The organism is Plectonema cf. radiosum LEGE 06105, from assembly GCF_015207665.1.
GTDB classification, from domain to species: domain Bacteria; phylum Cyanobacteriota; class Cyanobacteriia; order Cyanobacteriales; family Nostocaceae; genus Rivularia; species Rivularia radiosa_A.
Map to the genome: position 1 here is coordinate 1 of NZ_JADEWL010000048.1, position 17432 is coordinate 17432.

Genomic DNA, 17432 nt, shown 5'->3' on the forward strand with positions numbered 1-17432 from the left:
ACTGTCAACTGTCAACTGTCAACTGTCAACTAACTCCTAACTCCTAACTCCTAACTCCTAACTCCTAACTCCTAACCCCTAACTCCTAACTTTCTATCACCGTCCAAACACCTGTGGCTTTATCCTGTTTGTAAGAGGATAAATAATGTTCAACTTTGTTGCGAGCTATCTGTGAAATTGCATCTAAAAAGCGATCGCAATCTGTAAAAGTATTGTAGACGGCAAAGCTGGCTCGAATAATGGTAGGAATGTTGCGGGTAATTCCGTTTTCTACTTCGGCAGCAATTTCTAAATCTCGTTGATCGGAAATATTTTTCAGTTTGCGGATGTATTCGTAAGTGCAGAAAGCTCCGGCTCTAACTCCAATTCCGTATTCTTGAGCGAGAATTTCTGCTACTAAACGTCCATCAAATCCATCAATATCAAAAGGAATAACATGGGCTATATCCTCTCCGGTAATATGTACCCTGACACCTGGAATCTGCCGCAGTCGTGAGAATGTGTAATCAACCAAAGAATGCTCGTACTCAGCAATTCGTTTACGTCCGATTGATTCGATAATTTCAATCGCTTTCGCAATGGCGATCGCACCCATGGCGTTGGGTGTTCCGGGGTCGTGCGCTCTTTCGGTATAAAAACGCTTAATTTCTAAATTCCTAGTGATGTATGGTAAGTTACCACCACCAATTTGATAGGGATAGCAATCATCAAAAAATTCTTTTGGTCCTAATAAAACTCCGGTACCGTAGGGAGCATACATTTTGTGTCCGGAAAAAGCCACGAAATCCAAATGACTTGGGTCATCATCCGCACGCATATCTACTTGTTCGTGCTGAATTAATTGACACACATCAGCAAACATCTTCACTCCGTAACGATGTGCTAAAGCTGCTAGCTCATAAATCGGTGGTCTGTACCCGGTGATTGTAGAAGCTCCCGTCATGGTCAGCAACTTAATTCGCTCAGTTTGTGATCGCGATTGGTGTGCTTGCAGAATATTTTCAATTTCGGCTAAATCAACACTTCCATCCGGTCGGGTTCTGTATTGAACTACCTCGTCTCTAGTTACCCAAGGCAGCAAATTTGAAGAATGCTCTATATCCGAGACTAATATTTTACCTGGTCTTTTAGCCCAGAGCGTAGCTGCTCCATTAATAGCTTCAGTGGTATTTTTGGAAAAAATTACATAATTATTTGCACTGGAGCCAACAAAATTCCGGATAACGTCTCGACTAGAATCGTATTCTTGCGTCGTAATAATAGACTTTTGCCCGGAGCCTCGATGTACGCTACCGTAAGAATCTAGCTTTTCGTTAACATACTGCTTGAGTTGTGCAAAGGGATTGGTTGTAGCACCATTATCTAAATTAACGTAGTTAACATAGTTTCCATCTAAGGTCTTAACCCTAAAAAACAAAGTCTCTAAATTAAATAACGGTCTAATCTCTCTTTCCCAAAAATTGTCAACATCATTCCGCAATGGCAAACCAACAACTTCTTGCAATACTTTCTCATTCAATGCAAGGACTTCTGCCATTTTTATTACCCCATTAATGACTGTTTATAGCGACATTCACTCTTGTTACCTTTGTTAACAATGGTTAAGGTATTTAAAAGTATTTTGTCGTTAATTTAACTATTTGAATCTGCAATGATTCTTTAATAAAAAATTAACATTTTAAACAGGAATCATACTGAACTATATCAAGTTAACAAATTAACTTATACAACGTATCTAAAATTACAAATATTAAATTAAATTTTTTGCAAATCTGAAACTAGCTGACTTGGAAAAATTTTAGTAAAAGTAAAATAAAATTTGTTGATTACAAATAGTTTATAGATAAGTTATTCTTTCTAATTAATTATATAACTTTATAATCAAAAATCAAAAATGCAACTTATTAGTACTTAATAAGCTTAAGAATTATCCGTTAAATTTAAGCATTATTTACTAAGTTATTTCACGGAAATATATTGAATTATTGACTTTTTCTGCTCATAAAAACAGTGTTTTATCTGTTGAATAAAAGTAGCAAACAACCTGAAAGTTTTACAGAGTAAATTATTTTGCAGATACGAATACAAACAAAACATCAAGTAGTAAATAAAACACTAGATGCTTATCAACATAGATTGACATTTAAATACTTCTTAAGGAGGATGTAATTTTAACATTTTTATATTTTAAGTAAAAACCGATAGAAATAGAGACTTGTATTTGTTTCCTTCTGTAGAATTACTTATCTCTATCTCTTTCCTAGGTGTTAATAGCTTCTAATTAATCCTTAAAAGTAAAAAATAAGCAGCCTGGGTGTCACACAGCAACGCCCCCCAGAAGACAATCGCGTAAACCCTACAAGCAGCTTCCTAAACGTAGAAAAAAATAAATTTTCTTTTTCCAGAGTGTGAGTTGACGGGGAAAATTGGGAATCATTGAATAATCTTGAAAATTATTAACTCAAGCGCTTCCCCAAACTATGTATTATTCAGATTCAATCAATTTACAAAACTTATAATACAAATGTTATTCTCAAAACATTTTTGGGAATTATAAAACCAAATAAGCTTAAAAAGTATTGTCATTACACAAAAACGTAATTATTGAGAGAACTTTCCGATTTTTCTTAATGACGTTAATTGCGTGAGTTGTTGTTTAGAAAAAAGAAAATACAAGCAATTATGAATCAATCTACAGTTACAGAAACCCCAATCAATGCTTTAGAGCTTCCATTAGAGCGTGAAGGATTTTTCGGTACCTTAATCCGAGAATTATCTGGTACGTTACAGGATTTAGTTGGGTTAGAAGAAGCTTCTGGATTTATTAGCGTAGTAGGTCAAACAATGAGTAGACAGATAGGTAAAGAATATAAATCTGCTCTCAAAGTATCTAATCTTTCTCGCAAGCAAGTTGCTGAAGTTTTAGTTGATTTAAAAAAACGGATTAAAGGTGATTTTTATATCATCGAAGAGAGCGATAAAAAAATTGTTTTTGGGAACCGTGTTTGTCCCTTTGGTGAAAAAGTGATTGGTCGTCCTTCAATGTGTATGATCACCTCCAATGTATTTGGTTCCATAGCTGCTGATAATCTTGGTTATGCAAAAGTCGAATTACAAGAAACTATTGCCAATGGAGATTATGGATGCAGAGTTGTAGTTTATTTAGAACATAGTGAGGAAGGAGAAGAAGCTGTTGGGAGAGAGTATTTTAAAGGATAACAAGCTTTAATCAGAAAACAGGAAACAGGGAACAGGGAACAGGGAACAATAAATACTAGTAAAGGGTAGTAAAAAGTAAATGTTTTCATGAAATTAAATAAACTATTTAGCTTGATGAAAATGTCGCATCACGGTTTTAACTTATTTTGAATTCCGTGATGTAATCTCTTTTAAAAACCTACTGAATACTAGATAAAAATAAATGTTAAAAGAAAAGTCTTTAATAACTATCGACAAATTTATTGAGATTGCCAGTGTTTTACCAGAACCGATGTTGCTTGTTGATAGTGAAGGGGAAATTATAGCTATTAATAAAGCCGTAACAAAACTGCTGGGTATAGTTAGCAAAAACCTACAAAACACAAAAATATTTGATTTAGTCTCCGAGTCATTTGATAAAGTTATTCAATATTTGAAAGCTTGTTCGAGAAGTCGGCAAATGGTTCTTGGTTGTTTAACTTTTTATCAACATGATGGAGAAAAAAAAATAATTTGTCGTAGTGAAGGTGCGCTGATTCAACCATCTTCTTCCTCTGCTAAGGCTCTGATTCTTTTACGTTTAAAAAATCGCGCTTTAGCAAGTAATAATTTTGTTTTACTCAATCAAAAAATAGAGGAGTCGATGGCAGAAATTGCCTTGCGACAATCGGAAGCTTTATTAAAACAAAAAGCAAAAGATTTGGAAGTAACTCTTGACGAACTTCGATCCACTCAATCAAAACTAATCCAAAGCGAAAAAATGTCTGCTCTCGGTAAAATGGTTGCAGGTATAGCTCATGAAATCAATAATCCAGTTAGCTTTATTTATGGTAATATAATTCCTGCCAGTATCTACGCTCAAGACTTAGTTAGAATCATCGAACTTTATCAAAAACACTATCCTTATCCAGTAAAGGAAATAGAAACAGAAATCGAAGCCGTTGAACTAGAGTTCTTAAAAGAAGACTTTGTTAAATTACTTAGTTCCATGCAAAATGGAACTCAAAGAATTAAGGAAATCGTTTTATCACTACGGAATTTTTCTCGGCTCGATGAATCAGAATTTAAAAAAGTAGATATTCATCAAGGAATTGATAGTACCTTACTGATATTACACAATCGCTTAAAATTGAAACCTAATCATCTTGAAATTGAAGTAATTAAGGAATATTCTTCATTACCAAAAGTTGATTGTTATCCGGGACAATTGAATCAAGTATTTATGAATATTCTCGCTAATGCTATTGATGCTTTAGAAGATGAAGTCAAAAAAAATCAGGATTTTATTCCCCAAATTCGTATTTCTACAGAATTATCTGGTAATAATAATATTGCCATTCGTATCGCTGATAATGGTTCGGGAATTCCACCATCAATTCAGTCTAAAATATTTGACCCTTTCTTTACAACTAAAGATGTTGGAAGAGGAACAGGATTGGGTTTATCTATCAGCTATCAAATTATAGTTGATAAACATCATGGTAAGTTATTCTGTAATTCTTCATCAACTCAAGGTACAGAGTTTATTATTGAAATTCCGATTAATTGGGGCTGCTGAAAATCAGTTATCAGTTATCAGTTTAGGTTTAGAAGTCGGGTTTTTTATTATAGATATCTGTAACACTCTTAACATATTTGTAAAAACCCGACTTCTCAGCTAAATAAACATCTAAACTATCAAAGCTTGTTTCCGCAAACTTTCAACTGTGGAAATAAAATGTTCTGCAACCCTGTTAATTTCCTCAAATGTATTGAATCTTCCTATACCAAATCGCACGGAAGCATGAGCTAGTTTTTCGGAATGACCTAGTGCTGTTAAAACGTGAGAAGGTGCGGTACTTATTGATGAACAAGCTGAACCAGAAGAAACTGCCATTACTTGCTGTAATCCTAATAGTAATGCTGAACCGTCTATTCCCTCAACACTAACATTCAGGTTCCCTGCTAATCTTCGGGTAGGATGTCCGTTAAGATGAATTCCTCCTAATTGGGAAAGCTGTTCCCACAAGCTTTGTCTGAGTTGGGTAAGATGTGCGTTTTCTGTAACTTGGGTTTCTAGTGCGATTTCTATTGCTTTACCGAATCCAACGATTTGCGGTGTATATAATGTACCCGAACGTATACCCCGTTCTTGTCCGCCACCATGTTGCTGGGAAGCTATGCTAACTCTGGGGTTTCGACGACGTACATATAAAGCACCAATGCCTTTCGGTCCGTAGATTTTATGTGCTGTTAATGACATTAAATCAATATTCATTTTTTGCACATCCAAAGCAATTTTACCAATTGCTTGAGCGCTATCTGAATGAAAAATAATATTATGTTCGCGACACATTGCACCAATTTCTGTTAGCGGTTGCAAAACGCCAATTTCGTTATTAGCTGCCATGATTGAGACTAAAATAGTATCATCGCGAAAGGCTTTTTCTAAATCTTTGAGATTAATAATTCCATCTTTTTGTACAGGAATAAAAGTAATTTCAAAGCCAAGAGTTTTTAAATAATTACAAGGATCAATAATTGCATTATGTTCCGTTTGTACAGTAATAATATGTTGACCTTTGGAAAAATAAGCTTCTGCAACACCTTTAATAGCTAAATTATTCGCTTCTGTTGCACCACTTGTAAAAATGATTTCTTCGGGAGTTGCATTAATAGCTTGTGCAATGATTTCCCGCGCTTTTCTAACAGCAGCTTCCGCTTCCCAACCATAAATATGACCGATACTTGAAGGATTACCAAAATGTTCGGTGAAGTAAGGTAGCATTGCATTTACTACTCTTTTATCAACGGGTGTCGTAGAGTGACAATCAAGGTAGATGGGACGTTCAGACATGATCAAAAAATGTAACTATCGTTGTCAACAAAAAACAAGGGAAATAATATTCTATCCCCTCAACTCTATTATTAACTGATTATGCTACCTAAATTTTTCAGAATACTCAAAACCCGATACAATTCGTTTTGTCTTCTAAATAATGTAAATTCATCAGACGTTGCGTACACAGGTTTATCTTGAATCGTTAGTTTCAAGAAAGTAAAATGGCTACCATTCGTCACTAATCCAAATACAAGTTTCTGTTTATCGGAATTATTCAACATATAAGTTAGCGCTTGGGGTATGGCTTCTAATAAAGAAAAACTTGCTTTTTTCGATTCAACTACCAATAACCATAATTGTTGTTGAACTACTAAAATATCGATTCTACCCCGAACAATTTCATCTTTATCTTGGACAGCAAGTTCGATAGCTTTTTCAGTTGCGAGATAGAATGGATTGTTATAAAAACCGGCTAAATCTAATAAAGGGGATAGAACTACCATTTTTAACGCATTTTCTAAAAACGGTGGTTGCATAATTAGATGTAAAAAATTTGCTTTAACTCTATCTAAAATTGTTTTTTCTGAATCAGTTATTTCAGGTAAATTTAGTAACCATTCGCTGAAAAAATCTTCGCTATCGGATTTTTTTAATTTAAAATTTTCTTGGAGATAAGCAAGATTTATATTTTGAGCTTGGATAACTTGAACCATAGTTTATTCAACCCAGCGATATTAACCATAGTAATTTAATAGTAACGTATAAATTACTTTTTAATCACTATGGTTTTCGCTAACATATCGTGAACACCCTGTTTTTTGGGAGTAAACATAATCGTCATAAAACCAATCATTAAAATTAGAATTGAAATCAATTTGCTCCAATATCTCAAGTTAGCTTGGATGAAGGAGATTTTTTGATTATTTAAATCGGCAACTTTGATACCTAAGAGCAACTTTCCTAAAGTAGCTTTGAGTTGAGAACTTTCTAAAACTGTGAAGTAAAGCCAATTAAAAATTAAATTTATCACTAAAGAAATTTTAGCTATAACTGACATATCAGGAACAAATAAAAATAGACCACCAGGAATCCAACCCGATGCACCAAACCATCCTGCTGCAATACTTTCCCCAATCAAATCAGAGTTGAAACTTAGAATAGAACTCAGAAAACCACCGATAAAACTACTTGTAATTAATAAAAATATCAAATCAATTTGATAAGCATAAAACCTTTTAATAAAACTTACATAATGATGAGAATTTGTGATGACTCCATAATTGGTTGTAATAATTGTAGATGCAATTTTTGCTTGTGATTGATTAACTGGTTTATAATTATTAAGTTCTGCGATTTTGTCTAAAATTTCTTGAGTATTTTTAGGTCTTTTATTCGGTAAATGTTCCATCATTTGGTCGAGGAGCGATGCAAATTCTGGTTTGACATCAATTGTCGATTCTTGCCATATTAATTCTCCAGTTTGTGCATTATAAAAATCACCCGGTTCCCTTCCAGTCAGGAGAAAAACAAAAGTACGTCCTAAAGCAAAAAAATCTGATTGTTGAATTGCTTGTCCATGCATTTGTTCCGAAGGACTATAACCAGCACTCATAATTCCCGTAATTTGTCCTTGAACTTGTTTAGCAATATAAGTTTGTGTAACTTGTCTGGCGCTACCAAAATCAATTAATGACAAACGACCATTTGGCCTTAACATAATATTTGATGGCTTAATATCGCGATGAAAAAAGTTTTGACTGTGGACTTGTTGTAAAATATTTACAATTTCAGTTAACCATTGAATTGCTAATTTTTGATCAATAGGTCGCTGCTCTCGCTGTTTAATATATTCCCATAAATCCAACCCTTCAATTTTTTCCATTACCAAACAATGAAGGGGTTCGGTACTACTTCTAGAAAAATAGGCAAAATAGCTGTCAGATTCGACTTTGGGAATACCGGGATGATTCAACGACTTTAAAACTTCCGCTTCCCGTTGAAACAATTCCACAGCTTTAGGATGATTGTTAATCAGAACTTTCAAAACTTTGTTAGTATTGCTTCGTGTTTCAATAACCTCATAGGTTTTACCGAAACCACCACCGCCAAGTTCCTTAATTACCCGATAACGCCCTTCTAAGAGTAATTCCGAACCGCAGCCAAAACAAAATAGAGTATTATCGGGATTTATTGGCTTTTGACACAGAGGATTAATACAGAGGCTCATTTTTACCCATGGAGTTATGGTTTTACGTGCTAGTTTAACTCCACTGCGATGTCAAGTAGGAGTAAATTTGTACAAGAAGCATGAGGAAATTGTGAAGAGGATAGGGATAAGGAGACAATTGTTAGACTTGAAACGTTACCCAAACCATAGTTTTTTTTTACACTTTAATCTAAAATAAAAAAGTCTATGCTAAAGACTGATGTCATTATTTATCAATGCTTTTAAGATATATCAGATTATTATTTTATCTAAACATTGTTACGCAATAAATTGTATTGCTTATTACTTTTTGCCTTTAAATACCATCAGTAAATATGAAAAATAAGCTAAAATTACGTAGTTATAAATATCTTAAAGCAGTAAAAGCAGCAATAATAATTTTGATGCTTGTATTTAGCTTACAGCTTACACAAGCCTTAGCACAGTCTGATCAACTTGCTCCTGTAGACATCGATGGTAGACAAGTTTTTCAAGTTAGTAGTACTAAAGAAAACTCAGCTAAACAAAGGGCTGAAATTATTAATAACATCCTTCAAGATGCAGTAAACTCGGAAAATATACCCGAAATAAAGGTGAAGGAAGGCAATAATATAGCAGAAATTCAAATTGGAGAAAATGCTCAATTTACCGTTATTCAAAATGATGTAGTTTCTGGCAAAAATCCTAACGAACAAGCTTATATTTGGGCCGAATTAATTCGAGAAAAAATTAATCAAGCTAGAGAAGAAAGAAGTGCAGAGTTTATTCGTAATACATTAATATTAAGCTTGATACTTGTTGTGCTAACAATTGCACTTCATTGGGTTTTAGGTAAAGTATGGGATATATTGCAGCGTCAAATTTCTCCATTAGTAACTTCGGAAAATGCTCCCGACCAAAATCAACAGCAAAAAAGCTTAAATATACTGTTGAAAGCAACTTTAGTTTTAGCAAGAATAGCCCTTTGGGCAATTGTAATACTCTATATCACCAATCTATTTCCCTTAACGCGGCAATGGAGTTTTGATATTGCTAGTAGTATACGATTGAGCCTGACTTCACGAATTTTTAAAGACTTTGCAATCACCGATATTTTAGTTTTAATCGGCTTATTTCTGGGATTAATTATACTTTCGGGTGCTGTTACTAATATATTGCGATCGCGAATTTTACAACTACTGCGAATTAGTCGGGGAGCGCAGGAAGTAATCGCGATTATTTTTAAATATACATTAATAAGTATTGGTTCGATTATCCTTCTACAAATTTTTGGAATTGATTTAAGTTCTTTAGCAATTTTAGCCAGTGCTTTGGGTGTTGGTATTGGTTTTGGTTTCCAAGATATTGCGAAAAACTTTGGTAGCGGACTGGTATTATTATTTGAAAGACCAATTCAAGTAGGTGATTTTATTGAAGTAGGAAAATATATGGGAACTGTAGAGCATATTGGCGCTCGTAGTGTAGTGATTCGTACTTTAGATAGAGTTTCAATAATAGTACCAAACTCGCGTTTTTTAGAAGATGAAGTAATTAATTGGAGTCACCGTAATCCCATTTCTCGGATTCATATACCAGTAGGAGTTTCTTATAATTCTGATGTAAATATTGTCAAAGAAGTACTTTTAGAAGCAGCAAAAAAACATTCAGAAGTACTTTCAATTCCTCAATCTCAAGTATTTTTTACTGGCTTGGGTGATAGTTCTTTAGACTTTGAACTATTAGTATGGATAGATGCACCCAGCCATCAAATATCGATTAGAAGTGATTTGTATTTTCTAATTGAAGCAACTTTGAAAAAACATAATATTGAAATTCCATTCCCTCAAAGAGATTTACATCTACGTAGTGGAGATTTACCTCTCAAGCTATCATCAGAATTAGAGCAAGCTTTACTACGACATTCGCAACAACAAAATGGGAAAAGTTAAGAGTTAGTACCACCGGAGTTAGTACCACCTGAGTTAGGAGTTGTAGAGATGTAGCATTGCTACTTCTCTACGGTTGATAGTAGTTAATTGATGATTAACAGTTATTATTTATTTCACTCCATTGTCCATTACCAATTACCCATTACCCATTACCCATTACCTATTACCAATTTTAAATAGTCACTGGTGCTTCAATATAAATATTAGGCTCTTGCATCACAAATTCAATTCCAAACGTATTTAGTTTGTGAGCAACCTTTTCATTTGCTATATTTAATAATTGTTTTCTTAATTCAAAAGAATTTTGATTTGAACCTAAAAGAAAGAAGGTAATTCTAGCTTTTGTACGTTCTAATTGTGGATTATTGTCCGTAGCGAGTACCGTTGTTGAAGGCTTAATTTCTATCGAGTTAGCATCAGAAGAATTATCATTAATAATGACATCCGGATTTAATATTAAATTTTCAAAAATCACTTTTGTACTATCAGGTTCAACCCCAAAGAGTGATTCCATACTTTCTTCTACTACTTGCCTTACTAAAGCCTGTCCTTTATCAAGTAACTTCTGATTAAAATCAAAATATAACAACACCATGACTTTTTTCCCACGAGTCACATTTTCGATTTCTACATTAGCTAAGATAGAATTAGGTACAATTACCAAAGTACTTTTACCAGAACAACGAATTTTTGTAGAACGAAATCCAATAGATTCAACTCTCCCATAAATACTATCTGTAAATTTTCCTGATGGCGGTAAATGAATATATTCACCTGTTACAAAAGGTCTATCTAAATAGATAACAATAGTACCTAAAAATTGCTCCAAAGTCTTTTGCGCTGCAAAAGCAACTGCTAATCCACCAATTCCTAAACCAGTAATTAAACCAATTAAATTGAATCTCTCATTAGCAAAAACTAGAACAGCAATAAATCCTATAGTCACATTAACGATAGTTTCAAGAATTAACAGTAAATCGTCAGCTTGGTAGCCCAATTTCCGAATAATCGCAACACCATATGTTCTAATTAATTGTCGAAAAATACCAGAAGCTAGTATAGCAATACTGAGGATAACTGCTAATTGTACAACATCATTTAAAAATGAATATAATGCTGTATACTGTCTAATGAATCCTAAAGATAATAAAATCCAGATTGAGGTTCCAGACCATTTTAAAGCTTCGCGGTTTATATAGATTAATTTTTCATAGATATCGATTATTTGTGGAGTAAGGAAACGTTTTATAATTGTTTTAATTAGAATAGGAGTGTATCTTCCAATAACAAAAGATGCAATTACGCATAAGATAAATATTTCTAAGTTACGCATATCTTTTCGCAATATAAATTGAAATATTTCATTCACAATATTCATAATTACCTCTAAATTATAACGGGAGCATCTACGTAAATAGTCGGTTCTTCTATCTCGAAGTCAATACCGTAACCTTTCAGCTTTTTATTAACAGTTTCCGTAGCCATTTCAAGTAGTTGACGACGTAATTCCATGGATACTTTACCAGAGCCTAAAATGAACAAGCTTACCTGAGCTTGACTTTTTAGTTCATTGTCTTTATTTATAGTTTTAAAATCGATGCGAGTGCTACGTGAATCCAAACCGAAAATATCTTTTGTGCTTGTTAAAACTACCTGTTCAATTAATGCTTGTTCTTTAGGATCAACTTGATGATTAAAATTTAAATAAAGAATTGAAATAACCTTTTTTGCTCCAGAAAAGTTTTCAATATTCATTTGAGTTAAAGCATTATTAGGAATTATCATCACAGTTCCTTTGCCAGAAGTACGAATTTTTGTAGAACGCCAACCGATAGATTCTACTCGTCCAAATGTACCATCTGGTAAGCCAATATAGTCATCAATATAAAAAGGATGATCGAGATATAGCACAACACCGCCGAGAACCTGCTCTAAGGTTTTTTGAGCCGCAAAAGCAATTGCTAAACCACCAATTCCCAAACTAGCTAATAAGCTGAAAATATTTATTTTATGAGTTTCGGTAAAAAAGATAATTCCACTAAATATAATTACGAAATAAGCCGTAATCTTCACTAAAACTAATAATTCGCTGTTTGCTTGACGACCACTTTTTAAAGCAGTTTCTAAAATATAATCATCTATATATTTTCCTAATATCCGAGAAAATAACCAGCAAGCTTCTACAGTTAGAATTAAACTAATAATAAATTCTATTGCGGGATAATCATCTAATATGGGGATAAATAAAGCGACAATTTCCAAAAATCCTAGCCCAAAAGCAAGTCCAATAAAAAATCTATAGGGTTTCAATAACCTTTCCGATTTTTCACTGATTTCCGAAGAAAATAATGACTTTGAGCAGTATTTAATGATGTCACAAAAAAAGTAACCGATAAAAAATACTATAAAGCTGAGTATTCCCAAAAAGAATGTCAACTGTATTTTAGGACTTAAGAAAATATTATTTGACAAAAATTCCATAATCAACGAAACTCCTTTTCTTAAGGTATTAATTATTGTGGAAGTATTTAAATTAGCCGTAATCATTTGATTCATTTTGTCTGTAAAATGTCTACGTAGTTAGTCTAAATTTTTTAATTGGAAATCGAAACGATACTAGCTACTTTAATTATTTCGTGTTTTAGACTACATAAAATTATTTATTACTGAAAGTTCTTTACAAGTAAACTATAGTTTAAGTTTATTCTTTAATACACCAATGATACATTCCCCGATTTCTTAGGATTTCACTGTAAACTATCTTCTATGTATAAAGCTTTTTTGTCTGCCAACTATATTACTTACCATTGAATTGATTTATACTTTGACTCCAAAAAATAAAACTCAATCCAAATTCATCGTACTTATTCTGTATAAATCCAGCTTCTATGCAAAATAATTGCTTTTACAACCAGATATCGAACAAAACCACAGGGCAAATAAATTAAATAAATAAATTAAATAAATTAAACAAATTAAATAAATTAATATTAAATAATTAATTAAATGCTAATAAAATTTGCTTAAAATAAAAATTACTAAATTTATTACAGTAATTAGACTATTCTCAAACCAGATTATAATATTAAAATTATGAGTGATGCTTACAATAGACTCGCACCATTTATTCAAGAATACATTTACCATAATAACTGGACAGAATTGAGACCAATCCAAACTGCTGCGTGCGAAATAATATTTGAAACTGATGCTCATTTATTAATAGCTGCTGGTACAGCTTCGGGTAAAACAGAAGCAGCTTTTTTACCAGTTTTAACTCACTTGTACCAAAAACCTGCTAATACTATAGGTACAATTTATATCGGTCCAATAAAAGCATTAATTAACGACCAATTTGAACGCCTTAACGACTTATTAAGAGAAGCCGATATCCCGGTATACCATTGGCATGGAGATGTTTCTCAAACTAGAAAAAAACAACTTTTAAAAACCCCATCAGGTATTCTCCAAATTACACCAGAGTCTTTAGAAAGTTTATTAATTAATAAGCATGAGGAATTAACACGACTTTTCGGTGATGTTCGTTTTGTAGTCATCGATGAAATTCACGCTTTTATGGGTACCGAAAGAGGTTATCAGATTCTTTGTCAATTGGAAAGACTCGCAAATTTAACCAAAAATCAACCCCGCAGAATCGGTTTATCAGCAACTTTAGGTGATTATTCCCTTGCAGAAGATTGGCTGAGTTCTGGTACAAATAAAAGGGTAATTACGCCGAAAATTCAAGCAGGAAAACGACAAATAAAATTAGCTTTAGAACACTTTTATGTTCCTGAAAAAACCAATAATTCAGAAATCACTGATTACGACGAATATATTTTTAATTTAAGTAAATCGAGTAAATGTCTGATCTTTGCCAACAATAAATCCCAAACCGAGTCTATCGTCGCATCCTTGCGTCAAATCGCTGCAACCCAAAATCAACCAGATATTTATCACGTTCATCACGGTAGTATATCAGCTTCCCTGCGCCAAGCTGCGGAAAATGCGATGCGGGAACCAGATAAACCAGCGGTGACTGCGGCAACTTTAACTTTAGAAGTTGGTGTGGATATCGGCTATCTACAGCGAGTCATTCAGTTAGAATCACCTGATTGTATAGCAAGTTTTTTGCAACGTTTAGGGCGTACCGGAAGAAGGGGAGAACCTGCGGATATGCGTTTTGTTTGTTCGGAAAAACAGCCATCTTTAGAAGCATCACTTCCCCAACAAATTCCTTGGCAACTTTTACAATCTATTGCGGTTATTCAACTTTATTTAGAAGAAAAATGGATTGAACCCATTCAACCAATAAAATATCCATTTAGTCTACTTTACCATCAGACTATGAGTACCTTGGCAGCAATCAAACAAATTTCACCAACTGTTCTTGCTCATCAAGTTTTAAATCTATCATCTTTTCAACATATTTCATCAGAAGATTATAAATTATTACTGCGTTATTTAGTTAGTATTGACCATATTCATAAAACCGACGAAAGTAAATTAATTATCGGTTTAGCTGGTGAAAAAATAGTCAATAAATTTCAATTCTATGCAGTATTTCCCGAAACTTTAGAATTTCATGTTAAACAAGATGCAACAGACATTGGTACCATTGTAATGATACCTAACGTCGGTAGTCAATTTGGTTTAGCAGGAAAAACCTGGGAAGTTTTAGACGTAGATTTTGCCAAAAAAACAATCTTTGTTAAACAAGTTGAAGGTAAAGCCGGTATTTTTTGGCGTGGTGGTCGCGGAACCATTCATAGTAAAATATTGCAACGTATGCGCCGCGTTTTATTAGAAGATATAGAGTATGGATATTTACAAACTAATGCGAAAAATCGATTGCAAGCAGCCCGTCAATTAGCAAGAGATTTTGAGTTAGATAAAAGTAATATATTCAAATTAGAAAAAGGTCAATGCTGTATTTTCCCTTGGATGGGTACCATTGCTTATAATACTTTGCAGAGATTGTTAAATAACTTTTGTCGAGAATCTTTAGAAATTAAATCCCTAGGTGGTATTAATCCTTATTTTATGACACTAAAATTAGGAAAAGGTAAATTTGAACAGCTTAAAATAGAAATTTTGTCATTGTGCGAACAACGTATTATCAACGAACATTTAGTTGCAGATGCAGAAGCACCAGAAATACAAAAATACGATAAATTTATTCCTCATCCTTTATTACGAAAAGCTTTTGCAAGCGATTATTTGAACATCGAAGAAGTTAAACAGCAAGTTGAATTATGGTAGATTTTTAACATTATAATAAATGTAGAAATATGGGAAGGAAGAAGTAAGAAGTAAGAAGGAAGAAGTAAGAAATTATTACTCTTAACTCCTACTCCTATCCCGCTGTAAGATTTCCTTTCACCCGTAGGGTGCGGTTCATCTCTTTTTACCTCTTTCCTCTGCGCTCTCGGCGTCTAGTAACGTTTTTTAATCGGTAATCTTCTGCCGGGAAGTGAGTAACTCCTAACTCCTAACTCCTAACTCCTAACTCCTTCAAAAAATTAAGATTTCGCACCCATTTCGATCACAGCACTACGCATAAAATTAATCCGCTGCTCAAAGTCCAATTCTTGAATCGAATTTACAAAATCATTTGTGTTAGATGGCAATTCATAATCTTCTGGTACTTGAATAACACTACCATCTTCCATCGCTTGTGCAAGTCTCAACCACACATCAAGCTTAGCGCTAGAACTTAAAGCTGTGTAAGCACTACTAATATCAGTACTAGCACCAGAAACAATATCCCGTTGTGCTTGTAATTGTTCTTCCTTCGGCATTGCCTGGATTTGATCAAACAAAGCTTTAGCAGTTTGCTGTGCAGAATCTTGATTAACAGGATTTAAATTTTCTTTGATATCTAAATAGCCATACCATAGTAAAGCCAATTGAGTATCAGCATCAAAGCTAAGAAATTGTTCTACAGCTTTTCTATTTTTTTCTTCAGTCGTAAAAGTCATAAATTGATTAATTACTAAATAATTGTCTTCTCCTAATTTTTAATCAATTCATACCATTTAATTAACCCTGCCTTCGACATAAATAGGTATTATGGCTTAAGATAGATGCCAAATATATGCTCTGACCAAAGTAATACTTAATAAGTAGTAATTCTGATAAATTATTTTACTTTATGGTTTAATTGTTCGATTCAATCTAAACTAATTGTGACTAATTGTTCAAAAAAACTTCTGTGAAAAATTGATTAGATATTTTCATCAATCATGAGATATCACTAGTTATTTAATATACTACTACTATAATTTGAATTTGATACGCTAAAAGTATTGATGTGATGAGCTTTATTACTATATGCACTGGTTATTGACCGGACCATTAACTGTAGAAAAAATCACAGTTAAGATTCAAGATTTGCCAGCATCGTTACAAGGTATCCGCATAGTGCAAATGACAGATTTTCATTATGATGGCTTACGTTTGTCAGAGAAAATGTTAGAAAAAGCCATAATTGCCTGCAACAAAGCACAACCAGATTTAGTTGTTCTTACTGGTGATTATGTAACTGATGACCCTAGTCCAATCAATCAACTAGTACTTCGACTCAAACATTTACAAAGTCGTTATGGTACTTATGCGGTACTTGGCAATCATGACATACATTACGCTCATTCAAAAGCAGAAATTACATCCGCTTTCAACAAAATTGGAATTGAAATACTTGACAACAAAATTGCTTATCCATTCGGAAAAGAATTACCATTAGTAGGACTTGCTGAATATTGGTCTCCTCATTTTCATCCTGAATTAGTGATGAACCAATTAGACCCAGCAACACCACGTATAGTACTATCCCATAATCCCGATACCGCTGATATATTACGGCACTGGCGAGTAGATTTACAACTATCCGGTCATACTCACGGGGGTCATATTGTAATTCCCGGTGTCGGTCCAGCCATCGTGACTTACAACAATTTTGTTCGCAGTATACCCAGAAAACTGCGCCGTCGGATGCCATTTATCAAAAAAGAATTCTTCAAAGTCGTGAGAAATTGGCAATGGGCTCAGGGATTTCATCAAATCGGAAGCAATCAACTGTATGTAAATCGGGGTTTGGGAACTTATCTACCAGGACGGTTTTTCTGTACTCCAGAAGTCACTGTCATAACCTTAAAGAAAGGTTAAAGGTTAAAGGTTAAAGGTTAGAGGTCAAAGGTTAGAGCTTTGACTAGTAACCTTTTTTGTAGACAAGCAATGTCAATTCGGGACAATTGTCTATATTTTTTTGATGTATTTT

At 33.6% G+C, this 17432-nt stretch carries 12 protein-coding genes; 5 read left to right on the top strand and 7 right to left on the bottom strand.

The genetic code is table 11. From position 1 onward, the window contains the following. Nucleotides 1–85: 85 nt before the first annotated feature. The gene (locus IQ247_RS15385; RefSeq protein WP_193921419.1) at nucleotides 86–1537 is read right to left on the bottom strand and encodes an aminotransferase class V-fold PLP-dependent enzyme; all 1452 of its coding nucleotides are present in this window, start codon (nucleotides 1535–1537) and stop codon (nucleotides 86–88) included. Between the two features lie 1145 nt (nucleotides 1538–2682). Between IQ247_RS15385 and IQ247_RS15390 the strand changes: the two genes are divergently transcribed. Together IQ247_RS15390 and IQ247_RS15395 are read left to right on the top strand one after the other, a co-directional pair. Further along, nucleotides 2683–3219 (top strand): methanogen output domain 1-containing protein, encoded by a 537-nt coding sequence (locus IQ247_RS15390; RefSeq protein WP_193921421.1) that lies wholly within the window; start codon nucleotides 2683–2685, stop codon nucleotides 3217–3219. Nucleotides 3220–3421: 202 nt separating this feature from the next. Beyond that, nucleotides 3422–4756, top strand: a complete 1335-nt coding sequence (locus IQ247_RS15395; RefSeq protein WP_322745510.1) for an ATP-binding protein — start codon at nucleotides 3422–3424, stop codon at nucleotides 4754–4756. A 111-nt stretch (nucleotides 4757–4867) separates the two neighbouring features. Here the strand turns inward: IQ247_RS15395 and IQ247_RS15400 are convergent, their stop codons facing one another. From IQ247_RS15400 to IQ247_RS15410, 3 genes are all read right to left on the bottom strand, one after another. Continuing rightward, entirely contained in the window at nucleotides 4868–6034 is a 1167-nt protein-coding gene (locus tag IQ247_RS15400) for a cysteine desulfurase family protein (protein ID WP_193921424.1), read from the bottom strand. Nucleotides 6035–6105: 71 nt separating this feature from the next. After that, a complete protein-coding gene (locus tag IQ247_RS15405; protein ID WP_193921426.1) occupies nucleotides 6106–6732 on the bottom strand; it encodes a type I restriction endonuclease in 627 nt (208 codons plus the stop codon). Nucleotides 6733–6785: 53 nt separating this feature from the next. Then, the gene (locus IQ247_RS15410; protein WP_193921427.1) at nucleotides 6786–8246 is read right to left on the bottom strand and encodes a protein kinase domain-containing protein; all 1461 of its coding nucleotides are present in this window, start codon (nucleotides 8244–8246) and stop codon (nucleotides 6786–6788) included. A 314-nt stretch (nucleotides 8247–8560) separates the two neighbouring features. Here IQ247_RS15410 and IQ247_RS15415 point away from each other — a divergent pair, with 314 nt between their 5' ends. Then, the gene (locus tag IQ247_RS15415) at nucleotides 8561–10153 is read left to right on the top strand and encodes a mechanosensitive ion channel family protein (protein ID WP_193921428.1); all 1593 of its coding nucleotides are present in this window, start codon (nucleotides 8561–8563) and stop codon (nucleotides 10151–10153) included. Nucleotides 10154–10325: 172 nt separating this feature from the next. Here IQ247_RS15415 and IQ247_RS15420 read toward each other — a convergent pair whose 3' ends face one another. Then, nucleotides 10326–11531, bottom strand: coding sequence for a mechanosensitive ion channel family protein (locus IQ247_RS15420; RefSeq protein ID WP_193921429.1), 1206 nt, complete (start codon nucleotides 11529–11531; stop codon nucleotides 10326–10328). A gap of 8 nt (nucleotides 11532–11539) precedes the next feature. After that, nucleotides 11540–12709, bottom strand: coding sequence for a mechanosensitive ion channel family protein (locus tag IQ247_RS15425; RefSeq protein ID WP_228059772.1), 1170 nt, complete (start codon nucleotides 12707–12709; stop codon nucleotides 11540–11542). 537 nt (nucleotides 12710–13246) lie between these two features. Between IQ247_RS15425 and IQ247_RS15430 the strand changes: the two genes are divergently transcribed. Next, nucleotides 13247–15415 carry a DEAD/DEAH box helicase gene (locus IQ247_RS15430; RefSeq protein WP_193921430.1) on the top strand — a complete coding sequence of 723 codons (2169 nt, stop codon included), beginning with the start codon at nucleotides 13247–13249 and terminating at the stop codon, nucleotides 15413–15415. Nucleotides 15416–15675: 260 nt separating this feature from the next. Here IQ247_RS15430 and IQ247_RS15435 read toward each other — a convergent pair whose 3' ends face one another. After that, the gene (locus IQ247_RS15435; RefSeq protein WP_193921431.1) at nucleotides 15676–16134 is read right to left on the bottom strand and encodes an orange carotenoid protein N-terminal domain-containing protein; all 459 of its coding nucleotides are present in this window, start codon (nucleotides 16132–16134) and stop codon (nucleotides 15676–15678) included. A 352-nt stretch (nucleotides 16135–16486) separates the two neighbouring features. Between IQ247_RS15435 and IQ247_RS15440 the strand changes: the two genes are divergently transcribed. After that, nucleotides 16487–17320: a metallophosphoesterase gene (locus IQ247_RS15440; RefSeq protein ID WP_193921432.1), complete on the top strand. Its 834-nt coding sequence runs from the start codon at nucleotides 16487–16489 to the stop codon at nucleotides 17318–17320. Nucleotides 17321–17432 lie beyond the last annotated feature (112 nt).

Bases quoted from the DNA above. Each gene is read 5' to 3' on its own strand.
- IQ247_RS15385 (WP_193921419.1), bottom strand. From the start codon at position 1,537: ATGGCAGAAGTCCTTGCATTGAATGAGAAAGTATTGCAAGAAGTTGTT.
- IQ247_RS15390 (WP_193921421.1), top strand. From the start codon at position 2,683: ATGAATCAATCTACAGTTACAGAAACCCCAATCAATGCTTTAGAGCTT.
- IQ247_RS15395 (WP_322745510.1), top strand. From the start codon at position 3,422: ATGTTAAAAGAAAAGTCTTTAATAACTATCGACAAATTTATTGAGATT.
- IQ247_RS15400 (WP_193921424.1), bottom strand. From the start codon at position 6,034: ATGTCTGAACGTCCCATCTACCTTGATTGTCACTCTACGACACCCGTT.
- IQ247_RS15405 (WP_193921426.1), bottom strand. From the start codon at position 6,732: ATGGTTCAAGTTATCCAAGCTCAAAATATAAATCTTGCTTATCTCCAA.
- IQ247_RS15410 (WP_193921427.1), bottom strand. From the start codon at position 8,246: ATGAGCCTCTGTATTAATCCTCTGTGTCAAAAGCCAATAAATCCCGAT.
- IQ247_RS15415 (WP_193921428.1), top strand. From the start codon at position 8,561: ATGAAAAATAAGCTAAAATTACGTAGTTATAAATATCTTAAAGCAGTA.
- IQ247_RS15420 (WP_193921429.1), bottom strand. From the start codon at position 11,531: ATGAATATTGTGAATGAAATATTTCAATTTATATTGCGAAAAGATATG.
- IQ247_RS15425 (WP_228059772.1), bottom strand. From the start codon at position 12,709: ATGAATCAAATGATTACGGCTAATTTAAATACTTCCACAATAATTAAT.
- IQ247_RS15430 (WP_193921430.1), top strand. From the start codon at position 13,247: ATGAGTGATGCTTACAATAGACTCGCACCATTTATTCAAGAATACATT.
- IQ247_RS15435 (WP_193921431.1), bottom strand. From the start codon at position 16,134: ATGACTTTTACGACTGAAGAAAAAAATAGAAAAGCTGTAGAACAATTT.
- IQ247_RS15440 (WP_193921432.1), top strand. From the start codon at position 16,487: ATGCACTGGTTATTGACCGGACCATTAACTGTAGAAAAAATCACAGTT.